The organism is Burkholderia sp. BCC1998, from assembly GCF_905339875.1.
Classification (GTDB): domain Bacteria; phylum Pseudomonadota; class Gammaproteobacteria; order Burkholderiales; family Burkholderiaceae; genus Burkholderia.
In genome coordinates this window covers 13,050-30,445 of the sequence record NZ_CAJPHE010000036.1, presented here as the reverse complement: position 1 = coordinate 30,445, position 17,396 = coordinate 13,050, and the positions used below count along the sequence as shown (strand labels likewise).

Genomic DNA, 17,396 nt, shown 5'->3' with positions numbered 1-17,396 from the left:
TCACGCGCGCTTTTTCAATTCCGCCAGCATCACGTCGGCGAACGCCTGCGCGACGCGCGACAGCGTGCGCCCGCGTTTCGCGACGAGCGCGATCGGCCGCACGAACGCCGGGTCGTCGATCGGTTTCGCGACGAGGTCGGGCTCGGCGCGCACCTCGCGCGCGGTGGCCGGCAGGATCGTCACGCCGAGGCCGCCGCGCACCATCGCGACGGCCGTCATCATGTAGGTCGGCTCGCACGCGATGTCGGGCGTGCAGCCGGCCGCTTCCAGCGCGGCATCGACGACGCTGCGCACACTCGTGCCCTGTGCGGTCAGCACGAGCGGCACGGCGGCGACGTCGGCGGTGCGCACGCGCCGCTTGCGCGCGAGCGGATGATCCTTCGGGCACACGGCGACGAGCCGGTCGGCGCCCGCGTACAGCACGTCCAGCGACGCGTCGAACGCGTCGCCGCCGGTCAGCCCGAGATCGGCTTCCTCGTTGCGCACCAGCGCGGTGACGAGGCTCGCGACGCCGTCGCGAATGTCGAAGCCCGCGCGCGGCACGTCGCACCGGAACGACTGGATCAGCTCCGGCAGCAGGCTGGATGCAAACGTCGGCAGGCACGCGAGCCGCACCGTGCCGCTCGCGCCTTCGCCGAGCGCCCGCGCGTCGCGCAGCACGCGCTCCATGTCGTCGAGCGAGCGCTGCAGCAGCGGCAGCAGTTCGCGCCCGGTCTGCGTGAGCGCGACGCTGCGGCTGTTGCGGTCGAACAGCCGCGCGCCGACGATCTCCTCGAGCCGGCGGATCTGCACGGTCAGCGCCGGCTGCGACAGGTGCAGCCGCGCGGCGGCGCGCGTGAAGTTGCCGGCCTGCGCGACGGTGACGAACGCGCGAATGTCGCGAAGGTTCAGATCCATAACGGTTCGTGATTGCTGCGATCAAATCATTTCAATTGTGCTATCGCTGCGCCGACCTTACGCTCGTCTCCAACAAAAGACAAGGTAGGAGACACCGATGCTGCCGTTACTCGGGCTGGGCACGATCGTCGTGCTGCTGGCCGCGATTCTGTCCAAGCGCATGTCGCCGCTCGTGGCGCTGATCATCGTGCCGATCGCGGCGTCGCTGATCGGCGGCTTCGGGCTGCATACCAGCAAGTTCGTGATCGACGGGCTGAAGGGCCTCGCGCCCGTGGTCGGGATGTTCGTGTTCGCGATCCTCTATTTCGGGACGATCACCGACGCCGGCACGCTCGACCCGATCATCGACCGCATCCTGCGCGCGGTCGGCACGCGGCCCACGCGGATCGTGATGGGCACGACGCTGCTCGCGCTGCTGATCCACCTCGACGGCTCGGGCGCCGTGTGCTTTCTCGTGACGATTCCCGCGGTGCTGCCGCTGTACGACCGCCTGAAGATGGACCGGCGCGTGCTGGCAGCGGCCGTGTCGATGGCCGCGGGGATCAACTTCCTGCCGTGGACGGGGCCGATGATCCGTGCGTCGGCCTCGCTGCACCTGCCGGTGTCGGCGCTGTTCAATCCGCTGATTCCGGTGCAGGCGATCGGGCTCGTGTTCGTGTTCGGCGTCGCGTACTGGCTTGGGCGGCGCGAGGAGAAGCGGCTCGGCCTGTCGCGTGACGATGCGTCGATTCCGCTGCCGACCCGCGCGCTGACGCCCGACGAGCAGGCGCTGCGCCGGCCGCGCCTGTTCTGGTTCAACCTGCTGCTGACGCTCGTCGTGCTCGGCACGATGGTCGTGATGGGCGAGAAGATTCCGCCGGCGATCATGTTCATGGTCGGGCTGTGCATCGCGCTGATGGTGAACTACCCGGACGTCGACATGCAGAGGAAGCGCATCGACGCGCATGCGCGCGCGGCGCTGATGATGGCCGGCATCCTGCTCGCGGCCGGCGTGTTCACCGGGATCATGCAGGGCAGCGGGATGCTGAAGGCGATGGCGCAGGCGGCGGTCGGCTTCGTGCCGCCGTCGATGGCCGGCCACATTCCGGTCGCGCTCGGCCTGGCGTCGATGCCGCTCAGCATGCTGTTCGATCCCGATTCGTTCTACTTCGGCGTGCTGCCGGTGATCGCCGAAGTGGCCGGCCAGCTCGGCGTGCCGGCCGTGCACGTGGGGCAGGCCGCGCTGCTCGGCCAGATGACGACCGGGTTTCCGGTCAGCCCGCTGACGCCCGCGACGTTCCTCGTCGTCGGCCTGTGCGGCATCGAGCTGGCCGAGCACCAGAAGTTCACGTTCCCGCTGCTGTTCGGCGCCTCGATCGTGATGACGATCGCGTGCGTCGTGCTGGGCGTCTTTTGATTTTTTTCCCGGCGCGCGAGCGCCGGATCACGGTACCGACATGACAGCAAAGCCATCACACGAACGGCGCGTGCGCATCGGCGCGGGCGCCGGCTACTCGGGCGACCGGATCGAGCCCGCGGTCGAGCTGGCCGAACACGGGCAGCTCGACTATCTCGTCTTCGAGTGCCTGGCCGAGCGCACGATCGCGCTCGCGCAGCAGGCGCGGCGCAAGGATCCTGCGCTCGGCTACGATCCGCTGCTCGACGCGCGCATGCATGCCGTGCTGCCGGTGGCGGCGGACAAGCGCGTGCGGATCGTGTCGAACATGGGCGCGGCGAACCCGCGCGCGGCCGCGCGGCGCACCGCGCGGATCGCGCAGTCGCTCGGCCTCGCCGGGCTGAAGGTCGCGGCGGTCGAAGGCGACGACGTGCTCGACGTCGTGCTGCGCGGCGCGTTCCGCTTCGAGGAGTCGGGCGACGAAGTCGCCGCGTATCGCGACCGCATCGTGTCCGCGAACGCGTATCTCGGCGCCGCGCCGATCGTCGATGCGCTCGCGGCCGGCGCGGACGTCGTGCTGACCGGGCGCGTCGCCGATCCGTCGCTGTTCGCCGCGCCGCTGATCCACGCGTTCGGCTGGCGGATGGACGACTGGGACGCGCTCGGGGCCGCGACGGTCGTCGGCCATCTGCTCGAATGCGCGGGGCAGGTGACGGGCGGCTATTTCGCCGACCCCGGCTACAAGGACGTGCCGAATCTCGCGCGGCTCGGATTCCCGATCGGCGAGGTCGCGGCCGACGGCTCGGTCGTGATCACCAAGGTGCCGCACGCGGGCGGCCGCGTGAGCGCGGCGACCTGCAAGGAACAGCTGCTGTACGAGATTCACGATCCGGCGCGCTACCTGCAGCCCGACGTCGTCGCGGATTTCACGCGCGTGGCGGTGGCGGAGGAGGCGCCGGACCGCGTGCGCGTGACGGGCGGGCGCGGCAGCGCACGCACCGGGACGCTGAAGGTGTCGGTCGCGTACGTCGACGGCCATATCGGCGAAGGGCAGATCTCGTACGGCGGGCCGGGCGCGCTGGAACGCGCGCGGCTCGCGCTCGACATCGTCCGCGAGCGGCTCGCGCTGACGGGCGTGGCCGCGACCGAACTGCGTTTCGATTTGATCGGCGTGGATGCGCTGTACGGCGACGCGACGCCCGCCGTGCGCGGCGAGCCGGCCGAAGTCCGCGTGCGGGTGGCCGGCCGTGCGGCGAGCGCCGCCGAGGCCGCGCGGATCGGCAACGAAGTCGAGACGCTCTATACGAACGGGCCGGCCGGCGGCGGCGGTGCGTTCAAGTCGACGCGCGAGGTGATCGCCGTGCAGTCGGTGCTGCTGCCGCGCACGGCCGTGACGCCGTCGTTTTCTTTCGTGGAGGCATGATGCAATTGCGTGAACTGGCGCATGCGCGCACCGGCGACAAGGGCAATACGCTGAACGTATCGGTCATCTGCCGCGATCCGCGTCACTACGAACACCTGCGCGCGCATCTCGATGCGGCCGCGGTGAAGGGATGGCTCGCGGGCATCGTGCACGGCGACGTCGTGCGCTACGAGCTGCCGGCGCTTGCCGCGTTCAACTTCGTGCTGCGCGATGCGCTCGGCGGCGGCGTCACGCGTTCGCTCGCGCTCGATGCGCACGGCAAGTCGGTCAGCTCGGTGTTGCTGGCGATCGATGTGCCGGAGCCGGCGTGACGATGTGGCGGCGTGCATCGCCAGCCGGCCGCGTTCGCCGCCAGGTTCATGCTCACGGAATCAACCATTCGCGACGCCCGTCCGCGTGCTCGATGCGTTCGCCTGCGATGTGCAGGCGCTGATCCGCGCGATAGTCGTAGAGCGCGCGCGACGCGGCGACCTGGTCGAGATCGAGTTCGACCGTATGGCGCGATTCGCCGTTGCCGGCTTCGAAGATCAGGTTTCCGAACGGATCGGCCGCGAGGCTGCCGCCCGCGAACACGACGTCGTGCGCACCTGCGCCGACGCGGTTCGCGACGACCGCGAACACCTGGTTTTCCATCGCGCGGGCCGAGACCGACATGCGATGCACCTGACGGTACGGCTCCATGTTGCCGTCGGTCACGAGGATCAGCTGCGTGCCGAGCGCCGCAAGCGCGCGGCCGGTTTCCGGAAATTCGCTGTCGTAGCAGATCAAGAGGCCGATCCGCACGCCGCGCCATTCGACGCTCGCGTAGCGGTCGCCGGGCAGCACGACGTCGCGCTCGCTCAGCCACAGGTGGGTCTTCCGGTAGCGCAGTGCGATGCCGTCCGGCGTGACGAACACGGTCGTGTTGTAGAAGCGCCCGCCGTCGTTCTCGATCAGCCCGGCCACCACCGCGACGTTGCGCGCTCGCGCGGCCGCGATCACCGCGCCGATGCTCGGACCGTCGAGCGGCTCGGCCACGCGCGCGAGATTCGACGGATCGAGAAAGCCGGTGAGCTGCGCTTCCGGAAACATCACGATGTCGGTGCCGGGCGCGCAGCTCGCGATGGCGTCGAGCGTGCGCCGCAGGTTGTACGGTGTGTCGCCGTCGCGGCCGGCGAGCTGCACGATGTCGAGCTTCAGTTTCATGGGCGGGTTCGGTGGCAGTGGCTCGTCGCGCGATGCGGCGCAAGGGTGGGGATGAGCGTCAGTATGCGCCGAACACGCCGGTTTCCCATCCCGCCGACGCGTTAGTGCTTGCGATGCCGCGCCGCCCGCGCATCACACGTACAGGTAGCGCACGAGGTGGAAGAACACCGGCGCCGCGAAGCAGACCGAGTCGACGCGATCGAGCATCCCGCCGTGGCCCGCGATCATCGAACCCCAGTCCTTGGTGCCGAGCGAGCGCTTCACGGCCGACAGCACGAGGCCGCCGACGAAGCCCGCGATCACGATCGCGAGCGAGATCCCGAACGCCGCGCCGAAGCTGAACGGCGTCACGCGATACAGCGACGCGCCGCACAGCGTCGCGAGCAGGCCGCCGCCGACGAAGCCTTCGACCGTCTTCGACGGCGACAGCTGCGGCGCGATCTTGCGGCGCCCGCACAGCTTGCCGACCACGTACTGCAGCACGTCGCTGATCTGCACGACGAACAGGAAGAAGAACAGCAGCAGCGCGTTCTGCCCGGCGTAGCGCGGAATGTCGAGGATCAGCACGGCCGGCGCGTGGCTCAGCCCGTACACGCACACCATCAGCGCCCAGTTGATCTTCGCGTTGCGGCTCAGGAATTCGCGCGTGTCCTGCGTGAGCGCCGACACCAGCGACATCGCGAAGAACAGGTGCACCGGCACGAAGATCGAATACATCCCGTACCAGTTGATCCCGAGCAGCAGGTACTGCACCGGAATCGCGACGAAGAACGCGATGAAGAGCGTCGTATGGTCGCTCGCGGTCGTCGGCGTGAGCGTGATGAACTCGCGCAGCGTCAGGTACGACAGCAGCGCGAACACCAGATATGTGACGTTGTTGCCGAGGCTGATCGCGATGACCATGATCGCGATCATCGCCCACCACGCGCGGATGCGCTGGTTCAGGTTGACGATGGTCGCGCTCGCGCCGCCGCTGCGCGCGCCGAGGATCGCGCCGATCACGGTCGCGAGCACCAGCACGCCGGTGACGCCCGCGACCAGTTCCCAGAAGAGAGTTCGCATGAAGAGGTCCGGAAAAGGGATAGGAGGGCGCCGCGTTCAGCCGGCCGGCCGCTGCGGCGGCGCGAGCGCGACGATCGCGTCGCGCATGCGGGCGAGGAAGGTCGGCTTGTCTTCGCCGGCGCCGAGCGCGTCGTTCGCGCCGAAGTGCACCTTGCAGATCAGCGGCACGGGCCAGATCGCGCCCTTCGGCATGATGCGCTGCAGGTTCTCCAGATAGACCGGCGCGAGCGCGACGTTCGGAAACTCGGTCGCGAGATGGAACAGGCCGCTCTTGAACGGCTGCGGCAACACGTCCGCGCCGCGCGTGCCTTCCGGGAAGATGATGATCGAATGGCCTTGCCGCAATGCATCGCGCACCGGGTCCAACGGGTCGCCGCCGCTCTCGCGGTGACGGTCGATCAGCACGACGTTCAGCAGTTTCTGCGCGATGTGGCGCTTCAGGTCGCCGCTGTCCCAGTAATCGCGCGCGGCGACGGGCCGCACGACCGCGCGCACGTCGCGCGGCAGCGCGGCGAGGATCGCGAGCGTGTCGATGTGGCTCGTGTGGTTCGAGAAGTAGATCTTCTGCGTCGGGGAAGGCGGCGCCTGATGCCAGACCGGATACGCGCCGGCGACGAGCCGCACGATCGACAGCAGGAAATCGCGCTGCCAGATGTTCAGGATGTTCATCGGCGCCGCGCCTCCTGCGTGCATGCCCGCGCGGCCGCGCGGGCGCGGCGGGCGGAATCCCGGAATGCCGGCGCGGCAGGATGCGCGCCGGACGGCCATTGTTCAAGTTTTTTCAAATTCGTGGCTGCCTGTCGCAGGGCCGCGATCATCGGACGATGCGCCGGCAGACGTTGCGCTGCGGCGAATGCGCCGTTCGACGGCGTGATAATCGGCTGTTGCACGAGCGCCCGGCGACAGTTCGAGTGAATTGCTGCGCTCACGGGCCAGCGGATTATCGCGAGTTTCCGTCGAAAACGCCAGATTGCCCGGCGCGGGGGCGCGGCTTGACGCGTCGGGGCCGCTCGGCGACGATTACGACCACCTGTCGAAAGCCGCCGCCGGCGGTTGCGCCGCCCGGGGCATGGCGGCGACGAACGTATCCGAACGTGCCGAACCAATAAAACGATGAGCCTTTACGCACTCAAACCGAAATTCCAGAACCGTCTGCGTCCGTTCGCGGATTCGCTTGCCGAGCGCGGCGTCACGGCCAACCAGGTCACGCTGTTCGCGGCCGGCGGCTCGATCGTCGTCGGCGCGCTCGCGGGGCTCGGCGTGTTCGCCCGCGTGCTGTTCCTGCTGATCCCGATCTGGCTGTTCGTGCGGATGGCGCTCAACGCGATCGACGGCATGCTCGCCCGCGAGCACGGGCAGAAGAGCACGCTCGGCGCGTACCTGAACGAGCTCGGCGACATCGTGTCCGATGTCGCGCTCGTGCTGCCGTTTCTCGCGATTCCCGCGTTCGCGCCGGCAGACGTCTGGCTGTTCGCGCTGACGGCGATCATCGTCGAATGCGCAGGGCTGATCGGCCCGCTCGCCGGTGCGACGCGCCGCTACGACGGCCCGTTCGGCAAGAGCGACCGCGCGCTCGCGCTCGGCGCGTTCGCGCTGTGGATCGGCTTCGGCCTGCCGGTCGGCGGTGTCGCCGCGTGGCTGTGGCGCGTGCTGATCGTGCTGTCGATCGTGACGGTGGTGCGACGCGTGCAGGCGGGCGTCGCCGAAGCGGGTGGCTGACGGCGGCTGGCGGCCATAGCGGGACCGGCGCCGGAGGGCGGCGCCGCGTGATTCGAATAACGAAACGAGAGAGATCGCATGAGCGCACGCACGGCCCGCGAGGCCGGCTTTGGCTTTGTCACGCACGACGGCGACACGCTGTTCTATCGTCACTGGCCCGCGACGGGCCCGCGCTGCCGCGACGCGATCGTGCTGCTGCATCGAGGCCACGAACATTCGGCGCACGTCGCGCACCTCGTCGACTCGGCGAGCGTGACCGCGCGCAGGCGCTCGCGCCGCTGCGTGCGTTCGAGCTGCGCGGGCTCGCACAGGCGGTGCCGCCCGGCGGCTATCTCGTCTGCACCGGACAGCCGTGGCATCCGCGGCTGGAATTCATCGCGCGTGCGCTGAACAATCATCGCGGCGAGGCGACCTGGCTGATGCGCCGCCGCTCGCAGGCCGGGATGGACGAACTCGTCGCGCGCGCGGGCTTTCGCAAGCTCGACCAGCGGATCGACGAGCTGGGCATCTTCACGGTCGGCCTCGCGCAGTGGGTCGACGCGTCATGAGCGCGCTCGGGTTGTGCCGCGCCGGCGTGCTGGTCGCGATCGTGCAGTGGATCGTGGTCGGGGTGGCGATCGCGGTGCCGCAGTCCGGTCAGCCGTGCGCGAGCGGCCCGGCTGGCCGAACGGGCCGGGCGTCGCACGTCACGCGTGGCATGCCCGCTGCGTCCGCGTGCGCTTCACCTCGTACATCGCCTGGTCCGCATGCTCGATCAGCGCATTCATGTCGGTGCCGTCTTCGGGCAGCATCGCGACGCCGACACTGACGCCGAGCCGCAGCGGCTGCCCCTCGAACTCGAACGGTTCGGCGACCTGCCGGGCGAGCCGTGCGCGTTGTGCGTCGATGTCGTCGCGGCTGCCGACGTTCGGCAGGATCACCGCGAACTCGTCGCCGCCCACCCGCGCGACCGTATCCGAGCGCCGCACGGCGCCCAGCATCCGCGTGGCGGCCTCGCGCAGCGCGGCGTCACCCGCGCGGTGGCCGTAGCCGTCGTTGATCGGCTTGAGCCCGTCCATGTCGATGTTGAGGATGCCGAGCCGGCCGTTCGCGCGCAGCGCCGTGTGCATCGACTGGCGCAGGCGGTCGTAGAACAGCGCGCGGTTCGGCAGGCCGGTGAGCGCGTCGTGCGTTGCGCGCAGGTACAGCTCGTTCGCCTCGTTGCGCGCCGCGTGGAACATCGCGGCGGCGATCAGGTCGGCCGTGAGCCGCAGCGTGCCGGCGTCGGCGGCCGAGAAGCCGTCGACCTCCGGCGACATCACCTTCAGCACGCCGACCGTCGTCTCCGCATGGGTGAGCGGCATCACCAGCATCGAGCGCAGCCCGACGCGGCGGCAGGCATCGCGATCGACGCGCGGGTCGGTTTCCGAATCCGTGCAGCGCAGCAATTCCCCGCGCGTCACGCACAGGCCCGACAGGCTGCCCGAGCGACGCAACCGCAGCCCGAGCATCCCGGCGGCGGAGCCCGACGCGGCGCGGTACACCATGTCGTCGCCTTCGGCGAATTCGACCGCCGCGCCGCTCGCGCCCGTGAGTTGCGGCACCTGCTCGGTCACATAAGCCATCACGCTGCCGAGGTCGAGGCCGAGTTTCGCGATCTCGGTCTGCGTGGCGATGATGCGCAACAGCGTGTCGGGGGACGGGGTGGCGGTGTCGACGATTTGATCCAAGTCAGTTTTCCATGAAGAAAGCCCGGCACGCGGCGCCGGCTTGCGGTAGCATACGCGCCGCCCACGCGGCAGCGCGTTCCGGGCGGCCCGCAAGGGGTCGCATCCGGCATCCGGTATCCGGTATCCGGACGGTTCGCCGGCGCGACGGTTCGCCGATCCGGCAGCGTCGGCAGTATGCCGATCGGTCCGGCCGGCAGCAACGGCGTAATTCTTGCCATTCAGTCGCCGCACGCAGCATTTCCGACCGTATTGAGTTGTTTTTCGCTTCGTCAGCGCGAATCAGGGTGAGTTTTGTCCTGATTTTGAGATAGTGTGACGAATGTGCGAGCGCCGGTGCCAGGCGCGCACCGTCCGATGGACCGGCAGCGGAAGAATGTGCCGCGTCGTTTCGATACATGCATTCAGGCCAGACTTTGAGGGGAAGCAGTGGGGATGTGCACTCACGGGCATAGCTGCTTTGGGCGCGTCGATTGCGGCGCGCTTGATCACCGGACGACCACGACGATGCGGAGCCGCGCATGAAGCCGGCCGTGTCGCTGTTCGTCCTGTCGCTCGCCACGTTCGGCGCGTTTCATGCGGCCGCGTTGTCGGCCGCGCCGATGCCGGTCGCGTCGGCATCCGTTTCGGCGGCCGCTTCGGCGTCCGCCGGCAGCCCGGCCACGCCGGCGCTCGCCAACGGCGCGGCCGTATCGAGCGCATCGGCCGCATCGAGCGCCGCCAGCGCGGCACCCGCCGGCCTGCCGGCGACGACCGTGCACCTGCCGTTCGCGTCGCTCGGCGCGTTCGATCCGGTGCACCTGCGCGGCGCCGACGATGCGCGCACGATCCATGCGGGCGTGCGGCTCGACCGCGTGGTCACCGGCGCGCGGCTGCGCCTGACCTATGCGTATTCGCCGTCGCTCGTGTTCCCGATGTCGCACCTGAAGGTCTCGGTGAACGACGAGGTGGTCGCGACCGTCCCGTTCGACGCGACGCGCGCGGGCCGCACGGTCACGCAGGACATCCCGATCGATCCGCGCTACTTCTCCGATTTCAACCAGATCGGCCTGCGCCTGATCGCGCACTACTCGCTCGATCACTGCGAAGACCCGTCGAGCTCGGCGCTGTGGGCCGACGTGAGCCCGACGAGCGAGCTGATCCTCGACGAGTCGCCGGTGCGCCTGCCGAACGATCTCGCGCTGCTGCCCGCGCCGTTCTTCGACCGGCGCGACAACGGGCGCTTGCGGCTGCCGTTCGTGCTGCCGGCGTCGCCCGACTCGGCGACGCTGCGCAGTGCCGGCGTGCTCGCGTCGTGGTTCGGCGCGCAGGCCGACTACCGGCAGGCGCGCTTCCCGGTCGCGGCGACGCTGCCGGCCGACGACCAGGCGGTGGTGGTTGGCACGGCCGCGACCTTGCCGGCCGGCCTCGCGTTGCCGTCGGTCAACGGCCCGCTGCTCGCCGTCGCCGACAACCCGGCCGCGCCGGGCCGCAAGCTGCTGGTCGTGACGGGCCGCACGGCAGCCGAGGTCGACGATGCGGTCGCGGCGCTCGTGCTCGGCCGCGCGGCGCTGTCGGGCCCGGCGGCGACGGTCGCGCACGTCGATCTCGGCGCGCCGCGCAAGCCGTACGACGCCCCGCGCTGGCTGCCGGTGAACCGGCCGATCGCGTTCCGCGAACTGGTGTCGGACCCGCGCGAACTCGAAGTGCGCGGCACGTCGCCGGACGCGATCCGGCTGAACCTGCGGGTGCCGGCCGACCTGCATTCGTGGAACGGCTCGGGTGTGCCGATCACGCTGCGCTACCGCTACACGGCGCCGACCGTGCAGGACAACTCGACGCTCGCCGTCGAGATCAACGAACAGCTCGTGAAGTCGTACCGCCTCGGGCCGGCCCATGCCGAAGACGCGCGCGGGCGCATGCAGCTGCCGCTGCTGGCGGTGCCGGAAGGGCGCGTGACGAGCGATGTCGACATCCCGGCGTTCCGCGTCGGCAGCGGCAACCAGCTGCAGTTCCGCTTCACGCTCGACTCGCAGAAGACGGGGCTCTGCTCGAGCACCGCGACCGAGCCGCAGCGCGCGGCGATCGATCCGGATTCGACGATCGACTTCTCGCACTTCGTCCACTACGCGCAGTTGCCGAACCTCGCATTCTTCGCGAACAGCGGCTTCCCGTTCACGCGCTTCGCCGACCTGTCGCAGACGGCGGTCGTGATCCCGGACCGGCCGTCGCCGCAGGAGCTGGAAGCCTACCTGACGATGCTCGGCCACATGGGGCAGTGGACCGGCTTCCCGGCGCTGCGCGTGCAGGTCGCGCGGCCCGGCGACGTCGCCGCGCTGGCGGGCCGCAAGGACCTGCTCGTGATCGACGGCTCGCCCGCGTCGCCGCTGCTGTCGCACTGGCGCGCGGCGCTGCCGCTGGCGATCGACCAGCAGGCCGGCACCGGCGCGACGCGTGTCGCGTTCTCGGTGAAGGAGCGCTGGCGCAACGGCGTCGGCATGGCCGACGGCGGCGCGCATATCGAACAGACGGGTGCGCTTGCCGCGCTCGCCGGGTTCGAACTGCCGGGCAGCCGCGGCCGCAGCGTCGTCGCGCTGACCGCGACCGACCAGGCGCGCCTGGCCGACCTGCTGGACGTCTTCGAGAAGCCGGGCCTCGTGTCGCAACTGCAGGGCGACCTCGCGCTGGTGCGGCCGGGACAGGTCGACAGCCTGCGTGTCGGCGATCCGTACGTGGTCGGCTTCGTGCCGTGGTATGCGCGCGTCTGGACGCAGGCGGCGCGGCACCCGGTGGTGCTCGGCGTGGTCGGCGTCGTCGCGGGGCTGTTGCTCGCGCTCGGCGTGTTCAGCGTGCTGCAGAAAGTCGCCGCGCGCCGCCGGGGGATGTAACGGATGGCTTGGGCATTCGCAAGGCGACGGGCAGCGCGGCCGGCGCGGCGGGGCGGCACGACGCTCGTGCTGGCCGTCGCGGCGGCGTGCGCAGCGGCCGGGGTAGCCGGGACGGCCGGGCGCGCGCAGGCGGCGCAAGGCGGTGCGGCCGACGTGCGGTGCGGCGCGGCGTGGCCGCGCTGGGACGCGTTCAAGCGCGATTTCGTGTCGGCCGACGGCCGCGTGATCGACGTCGGCTCGGCCGATTCGCGCACGGTATCGGAGGGGCAGGCGTATGGACTGTTCTTCGCGCTCGTCGCGAACGACCGACGCACGTTCGACACGATCCTCGCATGGACCGAGAACAATCTCGCGCAGGGCGACCTGAGCGCCCGGCTGCCGGCGTGGCTGTGGGGCCGCGCGCCGGACGGCACGTGGCGCGTGCTCGATGCGAACGCGGCGTCGGATGCCGATCTCTGGATCGCCTACACGCTCGTCGAAGCCGGGCGGCTGTGGCACGAGCGCAGCTACACCGCGCGCGGCGCGCTGCTCGCGAAGCGCGTGCTCGACGACGAGACGGCCAGTGTGCCGGGCCTCGGCCTCACGCTGCTGCCCGGGCCGACCGGGTTCAAGCTGGCCGATGGCCAATGGCGCGTGAACCCGAGCTATTCGCCGCCGCAGGTGATCCGCGGGCTCGCCGCGCGCCTGCCCGACGAGCGCCGCTGGGCCGCGCTCGCGGCCAGTACCGGCCGCGTGCTGCTCGACACCGCGCCGAAGGGCTTCTCGCCGGACTGGGCGTTGTATCGCGCGGGCGCGGGCTTCGGCCCCGATCCCCAGACCCATGCGGAAAGCGCGTACAACGCGATCCGCGTGTACCTGTGGGCCGGCATGCTCGATCGCGCCGATCCGCTCGCCGCACCGCTGCTCGCGCGCTTCGCGCCGTTCGCCGACCATATCGCCGCGCATGGCGCGCCGCCGGAGAAGGTCGACACGACGACCGGCGTCGCGGGGCCGAACGACGGCAATGGCGGCTTCTCCGCGGCGGCCGTGCCGTTCCTCGACGCGCGCGGCCAGCATGCGCTCGCCGATGCGCAGGCGGCCCGTGTCGATGCGCTCGCGCGCCAGGCGACGCCCGGCTACTACACGAGCGTGCTGACGCTGTTCGGCCTGGGCTGGCGCGACGGCCGCTACCGGTTCGGCGCGGACGGGTCGCTCGCTGCGCGCTGGGAGGACCGTTCATGCGCGGCCCGATGAAGCGCACCGCACCGCGCGTCGCGGGGTTCGCGTGGCTCGCGTCGTCGGTCACGGCGGCGGCGCCGGCCGCCGTCGCCACGCCCGCGCCCGCGTTGCCGAAAACCGTCGCGCCGAAGGCCATCTCGGCGCCGGTGCCGGCCACGACCGACCTGCCCGATGCACAGCGTCAGCTCGCGACCGCCCGCATGTGGGGCGCGAAGCATCGCGACGACCTCGCGCGCGACGCGCTGCGCAAGGGGCTCCTGATCGCGCCGGACGATCCCGAACTGCTCGCGGAACAGATGCGGGTGCTGCTGCGGCTCGGCGACGCGCAAGGCGCGCAGGCCGCGCTGGCACGCCTGCAGGCCCGCGCGCCCGCGGCGCCCGGCACGCGGCGCGCGGCCGACGAATACCGCGTCGCGACGAGCGGGCGCGGCGAGATGGCGCAGATCCGGCTGCTCGCGCGCAGCGGTCGCACCGACGAAGCGGCTCGGCGGATCGTCGCGCTGTTCCCGAACGGCGCGCCGTCCGGCGCGCTCGGCGCCGAGTATTACCAGATCGTCGCGAATGCGCCGGGTGGCCGAGAATCGGCGCTCGCCGCGTTGCGCCGCGCGGTCGCGGCCGACCCGCAGGACACGAGCGCGGCGCTCGCGCTCGCGCGGCTGCTGAACCAGCGCGCCGACACGCGCGCGGAAGCGAACCGCATCGCGTGGTCGCTCGCGAAGCGCGCCGACGCCGATCACACGGAAGCGATGGCCGTGTGGCGGCGCGTGCTGCAGTCCGCCGGCAGCGATCCCGCGTATCTCGATGCGCTGCACGCGTATCTCGCGCTGGTGCCGGACGACACCGAATTCCGCGATCGCAGCGCCGAACTCGACCGGCAGCGCGACGCGCAGCGCCGGCTCGAACGCGACCCCGACTACATCGCGCAGCAGCGCGGCTTGCAGGCGCTCGCGCGCGGCGACCTGGCCGGTGCCGATCCGCTGCTCGCGCGCGCCGCGCAGGCGCGCGCCGGCGACGCCGATGCGCTCGGCGGGCTCGGCCTGCTGCGCTTGCGCGAAGGCCGGCACGACGAAGCGCGTGCGCTGTTCACGCGCGCCGCGGCGCTGTCGACCGACCAGCGCGGCAAGTGGCAGAGCCTCGCGCGTACCGCGCAGTTCTGGGGGCTGCTCGCGCAAGGCCGCGCGGCGGCGTCGGCCGGGCGGCCGCAGGATGCCGAGCGCGCGGCGCGCGCCGCCCTCGCGATGCAGCCCGACAGCCCGGACGCGAAGCTGCAGCTCGCCGACGCGCTGCTCGCGCAGCGTGACTGGGCGCGCGCGGAGCCGTTGCTGCGCGAACTGCTGGCCGCCCGTTCGCCGAACGTGTCGGCGGTGCGCGGCACGGCGATGCTGTATGAGAACACCGGCCGCGCGGACCGCGTCGGCCCGTTGCTCGACGCGCTGCAAGGCCGCGTGACGGGCAGCGACGATCGCCGCGCACTCGACGGGCTGCGCGCCGACCTGCTCGCGAGCCAGGCGCGCGCGCTCGCCGACAAGGGCGAACGCGGGCCGGCCGTGCAACGCTACGAAGCGGCCGTGCGCGCGGCGCCCGACGCACCGTGGACGCGTTTCGCGCTCGCGCGGCTTTATCGCGACATGGGGCTGCCGCAGCTCGGCCGCACGGTGATGGATGAGGGGCTCGCGCAAAGCGATACGCCCGAGATGCGCTATGCGACCGCGCTGTATCGCAGCTCGCTCGACGATGTCGCCGGCGCGCAGGCCGCGCTCGCGGGTGTCGACGATGCGCAGCGCTCGGACGGCATGCGTGCGCTCGCCCGCAAGCTCGACGCGCAAAGCGCGCTGGCCGACGCGCGCGGCGCGCTCGGCCGCGGCGATCGCGCGGCGTTTGCCGCGTCGCTCGCGCATGCGCAGGCGAGCGCGCCGGACGATCCCGACATGCTGGCCGCGATCGGCGCGCAGTGGATCGACGCGGGCGAGCCCGAGCGCGGCCTCGCGCCGTTGCGCGACTGGATCGCCGCGCATCCGCGCGAGGCCGATCCCGACGTGCGGCTGCGCTACGGCGACCTGCTCGGCAGCGCGGGGCGCGACGACGCGCTCGCCGCATGGCTCGACACGCTGCGCCGCGAACCGGCGCTGACGCCGGCACAGACCGCGCGCATCGAGGATCAGTCGCTGCGGCTCGTGCTGCGCCGGACGGACGACGCGATCGCGCAGCAGGACTATGCGCGCGCGCGCGCGCTGCTCGATCGCGCGAGCCCGGCCGGCCGCGCGGACAAGCGCTACGCACTCGAGCTGGCCGATCTCGAACGCGCGCAAGGTCACTACGACGCGGCACGCGACGCGCTCGCGCCCGTTATCGCGCGCACGCCGGACGATGCCGACACGCAGCTCGCGCTCGCGCGCATCGACGAGGACAGCGGCCAGCGCGCGGCCGCGCTCGCGCGCGTGCAGGCCGTGCTGGCGCGCACGCCGGACGACGACGTCGATACGCGGCTGTCGGTCGTGCGTCGGCTGAACGCGCTGCGCCGCCCGGACGAAGCCGCGCAGGTGATCGACCCGCTGCAGGCCGCGTATCCGGCACGCGCCGACGTGACGGTTGCCGCCGGGCGCGTGGCCGAGGCGCAGGGCCGCTACGACGATGCCGCGTCGCTGTACCGGCTGTCGCTGTCGCAGGAACGCACGAGCGGCGTGAGCCCGGGCCGCGACGGCCGCACGCCCGCGCAGGCCGCGTTCGCGGATCTCGAACAGCGGCGCGATCCGGAGATCGAGATCGGCTGGCTGCCCGCGTACAAGTCGGGCGACGAAGGGATTTCCGCGTACCGCGCGCAGCAGGTGCCGATCTACGCGCAGATGCCGGTGCGCTACGACGGGCACGCGTTCCTGCAGCTCGACACCGTGCATCTGGACGCCGGCACGCTCGATATGAGCGTGCCGAACGCGTATTCGCTGAAGACCTTCGGCACCTACGGCGCGCTCAACGCGCTGGCCGGCTCGTCGCTGGCGCCGTTGAACCAGCAGGCCGCCGCGTTGATCGCGCATCCGCAGGGCGACCTGCACCAGCCGATGACGGGCGTCGCGCTCGGCGCCGGCTATCGCACGGATGCGTGGCGCGTCGATCTCGGCACGTCGCCGCTCGGCTTCCCGGTGCATTACCTGGTCGGCGGCGTGCGCTACCGCTTCGACGCGGGGCCGGCGAGCTTCACCGTGAACGCGTCGCGCCGGCCGGAAACGAGCAGCGTGCTGTCGTATGCGGGGATGCGCGATCCGTGGACGGGCGCGGTGTGGGGCGGCGTGCGGCGTGACGGCGTGAACCTGCGCGCGGCGCTCGACGTCGGCCGCGTGAACCTGTTCGCGGAGCTCGGCGCGGGCGTGCTGTCCGGCCGCAACGTCGAGCGCAACGCGGAACTCACGCTGCGCTCGGGCTTCACGGTGCCCGTGTACGAACGCGCGACGATGAAGGTGAGCACGGGGCTCGTCGGCAATGCGTGGCACTACGCGCAGAACCTGCGTTACTACACGTACGGGCAGGGCGGCTACTACAGCCCGCAGCGCTACCTGTCGCTCGGCGTGCCGCTCGAGTGGGCAGGGCGGCGCGACGCGCTGTCGTGGGACCTGACCGTCACGGGCGGGATCTCGAACAGCTACGAAAAGGATTCGCTGTTCTACCCGACCTTCGCGGACCAGCGCGCCGCGCAGGAGGCGGCGGGGCTCGTCTACGCGGGCAGTTCGACGCGCGGCGTGTCGTTCTCGTACGGCGTGAACGGCATCGTCGAGTATCGCGTGAATCCGCACCTGAGCGTCGGCGCGCAACTGCACGTCGACCGGTCGCACGACTACGCGCCGAGTTCGGCGCTCGTGTACCTGCGCTATGCGTTCGACGCACGCGCGGCGCGCGGCTGGCTCGTCACGCCGACGCCGGTGCGGCTTTATTCGGATTACTAGGGGACTGGG

Annotated in this window: 13 protein-coding genes and 1 pseudogene; 8 read left to right on the top strand and 6 right to left on the bottom strand. The window is 71.3% G+C overall.

What is annotated here, in order from left to right; genetic code table 11:
- The gene (locus tag U5A56_RS35195; RefSeq protein ID WP_321927112.1) at positions 1–897 is read right to left on the bottom strand and encodes a LysR family transcriptional regulator; all 897 of its coding nucleotides are present in this window, start codon (positions 895–897) and stop codon (positions 1–3) included.
- A 97-nt stretch (positions 898–994) separates the two neighbouring features.
- Between U5A56_RS35195 and U5A56_RS35190 the strand changes: the two genes are divergently transcribed.
- Genes U5A56_RS35190 through U5A56_RS35180 form a run of 3 tightly spaced genes read left to right on the top strand, consistent with a single transcriptional unit; the run spans position 995 to position 4,006 of the window.
- Positions 995–2,293, top strand: a complete 1,299-nt coding sequence (locus tag U5A56_RS35190) for a citrate:proton symporter (RefSeq protein ID WP_321927110.1) — start codon at positions 995–997, stop codon at positions 2,291–2,293.
- Positions 2,294–2,333: 40 nt separating this feature from the next.
- Complete coding sequence (locus U5A56_RS35185; protein WP_321927108.1) at positions 2,334–3,695, top strand: acyclic terpene utilization AtuA family protein; 1,362 nt, start codon at positions 2,334–2,336, stop codon at positions 3,693–3,695.
- Complete coding sequence (locus U5A56_RS35180) at positions 3,695–4,006, top strand: hypothetical protein (RefSeq protein WP_044848439.1); 312 nt, start codon at positions 3,695–3,697, stop codon at positions 4,004–4,006. The genes U5A56_RS35185 and U5A56_RS35180 overlap by 1 nt, the downstream gene beginning before the upstream one ends.
- Before the next feature lie 52 nt (positions 4,007–4,058).
- Here the strand turns inward: U5A56_RS35180 and U5A56_RS35175 are convergent, their stop codons facing one another.
- From U5A56_RS35175 to U5A56_RS35160, 4 genes are all read right to left on the bottom strand, one after another.
- Positions 4,059–4,880 carry a carbon-nitrogen hydrolase family protein gene (locus tag U5A56_RS35175; RefSeq protein WP_124489498.1) on the bottom strand — a complete coding sequence of 274 codons (822 nt, stop codon included), beginning with the start codon at positions 4,878–4,880 and terminating at the stop codon, positions 4,059–4,061.
- 132 nt (positions 4,881–5,012) lie between these two features.
- Positions 5,013–5,942 carry a phosphatidate cytidylyltransferase gene (locus U5A56_RS35170; RefSeq protein WP_044848429.1) on the bottom strand — a complete coding sequence of 310 codons (930 nt, stop codon included), beginning with the start codon at positions 5,940–5,942 and terminating at the stop codon, positions 5,013–5,015.
- A gap of 36 nt (positions 5,943–5,978) precedes the next feature.
- Positions 5,979–6,611 (bottom strand): lysophospholipid acyltransferase family protein, encoded by a 633-nt coding sequence (locus tag U5A56_RS35165; RefSeq protein WP_124489497.1) that lies wholly within the window; start codon positions 6,609–6,611, stop codon positions 5,979–5,981.
- Positions 6,608–6,832 carry a hypothetical protein gene (locus U5A56_RS35160; RefSeq protein ID WP_321927106.1) on the bottom strand — a complete coding sequence of 75 codons (225 nt, stop codon included), beginning with the start codon at positions 6,830–6,832 and terminating at the stop codon, positions 6,608–6,610. The genes U5A56_RS35165 and U5A56_RS35160 overlap by 4 nt, the downstream gene beginning before the upstream one ends.
- A gap of 223 nt (positions 6,833–7,055) precedes the next feature.
- Here U5A56_RS35160 and U5A56_RS35155 point away from each other — a divergent pair, with 223 nt between their 5' ends.
- Both U5A56_RS35155 and U5A56_RS35150 read left to right on the top strand, forming a co-directional pair.
- The gene (locus U5A56_RS35155) at positions 7,056–7,661 is read left to right on the top strand and encodes a CDP-alcohol phosphatidyltransferase family protein (RefSeq protein ID WP_044848430.1); all 606 of its coding nucleotides are present in this window, start codon (positions 7,056–7,058) and stop codon (positions 7,659–7,661) included.
- A 293-nt stretch (positions 7,662–7,954) separates the two neighbouring features.
- A pseudogene (locus U5A56_RS35150) lies at positions 7,955–8,209 on the top strand (class I SAM-dependent methyltransferase family protein); the annotation flags it as partial.
- Positions 8,210–8,347: 138 nt separating this feature from the next.
- On the opposite strand, the gene U5A56_RS35145 reads toward U5A56_RS35150, so the two are convergent.
- Positions 8,348–9,370 carry a sensor domain-containing diguanylate cyclase gene (locus tag U5A56_RS35145; RefSeq protein ID WP_321927103.1) on the bottom strand — a complete coding sequence of 341 codons (1,023 nt, stop codon included), beginning with the start codon at positions 9,368–9,370 and terminating at the stop codon, positions 8,348–8,350.
- A gap of 518 nt (positions 9,371–9,888) precedes the next feature.
- On the opposite strand from U5A56_RS35145, the gene bcsB reads away from it, so the two are divergent.
- The 3 genes from bcsB to U5A56_RS35130 are packed head-to-tail and all read left to right on the top strand — an operon-like array spanning position 9,889 to position 17,387.
- Positions 9,889–12,234 carry a cellulose biosynthesis cyclic di-GMP-binding regulatory protein BcsB gene (gene bcsB, locus U5A56_RS35140; protein ID WP_321927101.1) on the top strand — a complete coding sequence of 782 codons (2,346 nt, stop codon included), beginning with the start codon at positions 9,889–9,891 and terminating at the stop codon, positions 12,232–12,234.
- Between the two features lie 3 nt (positions 12,235–12,237).
- A complete protein-coding gene (bcsZ, locus tag U5A56_RS35135) occupies positions 12,238–13,467 on the top strand; it encodes a cellulose synthase complex periplasmic endoglucanase BcsZ (protein WP_321927099.1) in 1,230 nt (409 codons plus the stop codon).
- Positions 13,452–17,387 (top strand): cellulose synthase subunit BcsC-related outer membrane protein, encoded by a 3,936-nt coding sequence (locus U5A56_RS35130; protein WP_321927098.1) that lies wholly within the window; start codon positions 13,452–13,454, stop codon positions 17,385–17,387. The genes bcsZ and U5A56_RS35130 overlap by 16 nt, the downstream gene beginning before the upstream one ends.
- Positions 17,388–17,396 lie beyond the last annotated feature (9 nt).

Excerpts from the sequence above, each read along its gene's own strand:
- U5A56_RS35195 (WP_321927112.1), bottom strand. The coding sequence starts at position 897 with ATGGATCTGAACCTTCGCGACATTCGCGCGTTCGTCACCGTCGCGCAG.
- U5A56_RS35190 (WP_321927110.1), top strand. The coding sequence starts at position 995 with ATGCTGCCGTTACTCGGGCTGGGCACGATCGTCGTGCTGCTGGCCGCG.
- U5A56_RS35185 (WP_321927108.1), top strand. The coding sequence starts at position 2,334 with ATGACAGCAAAGCCATCACACGAACGGCGCGTGCGCATCGGCGCGGGC.
- U5A56_RS35180 (WP_044848439.1), top strand. The coding sequence starts at position 3,695 with ATGCAATTGCGTGAACTGGCGCATGCGCGCACCGGCGACAAGGGCAAT.
- U5A56_RS35175 (WP_124489498.1), bottom strand. The coding sequence starts at position 4,880 with ATGAAACTGAAGCTCGACATCGTGCAGCTCGCCGGCCGCGACGGCGAC.
- U5A56_RS35170 (WP_044848429.1), bottom strand. The coding sequence starts at position 5,942 with ATGCGAACTCTCTTCTGGGAACTGGTCGCGGGCGTCACCGGCGTGCTG.
- U5A56_RS35165 (WP_124489497.1), bottom strand. The coding sequence starts at position 6,611 with ATGAACATCCTGAACATCTGGCAGCGCGATTTCCTGCTGTCGATCGTG.
- U5A56_RS35155 (WP_044848430.1), top strand. The coding sequence starts at position 7,056 with ATGAGCCTTTACGCACTCAAACCGAAATTCCAGAACCGTCTGCGTCCG.
- bcsB (WP_321927101.1), top strand. The coding sequence starts at position 9,889 with ATGAAGCCGGCCGTGTCGCTGTTCGTCCTGTCGCTCGCCACGTTCGGC.
- bcsZ (WP_321927099.1), top strand. The coding sequence starts at position 12,238 with ATGGCTTGGGCATTCGCAAGGCGACGGGCAGCGCGGCCGGCGCGGCGG.
- U5A56_RS35130 (WP_321927098.1), top strand. The coding sequence starts at position 13,452 with ATGCGCGGCCCGATGAAGCGCACCGCACCGCGCGTCGCGGGGTTCGCG.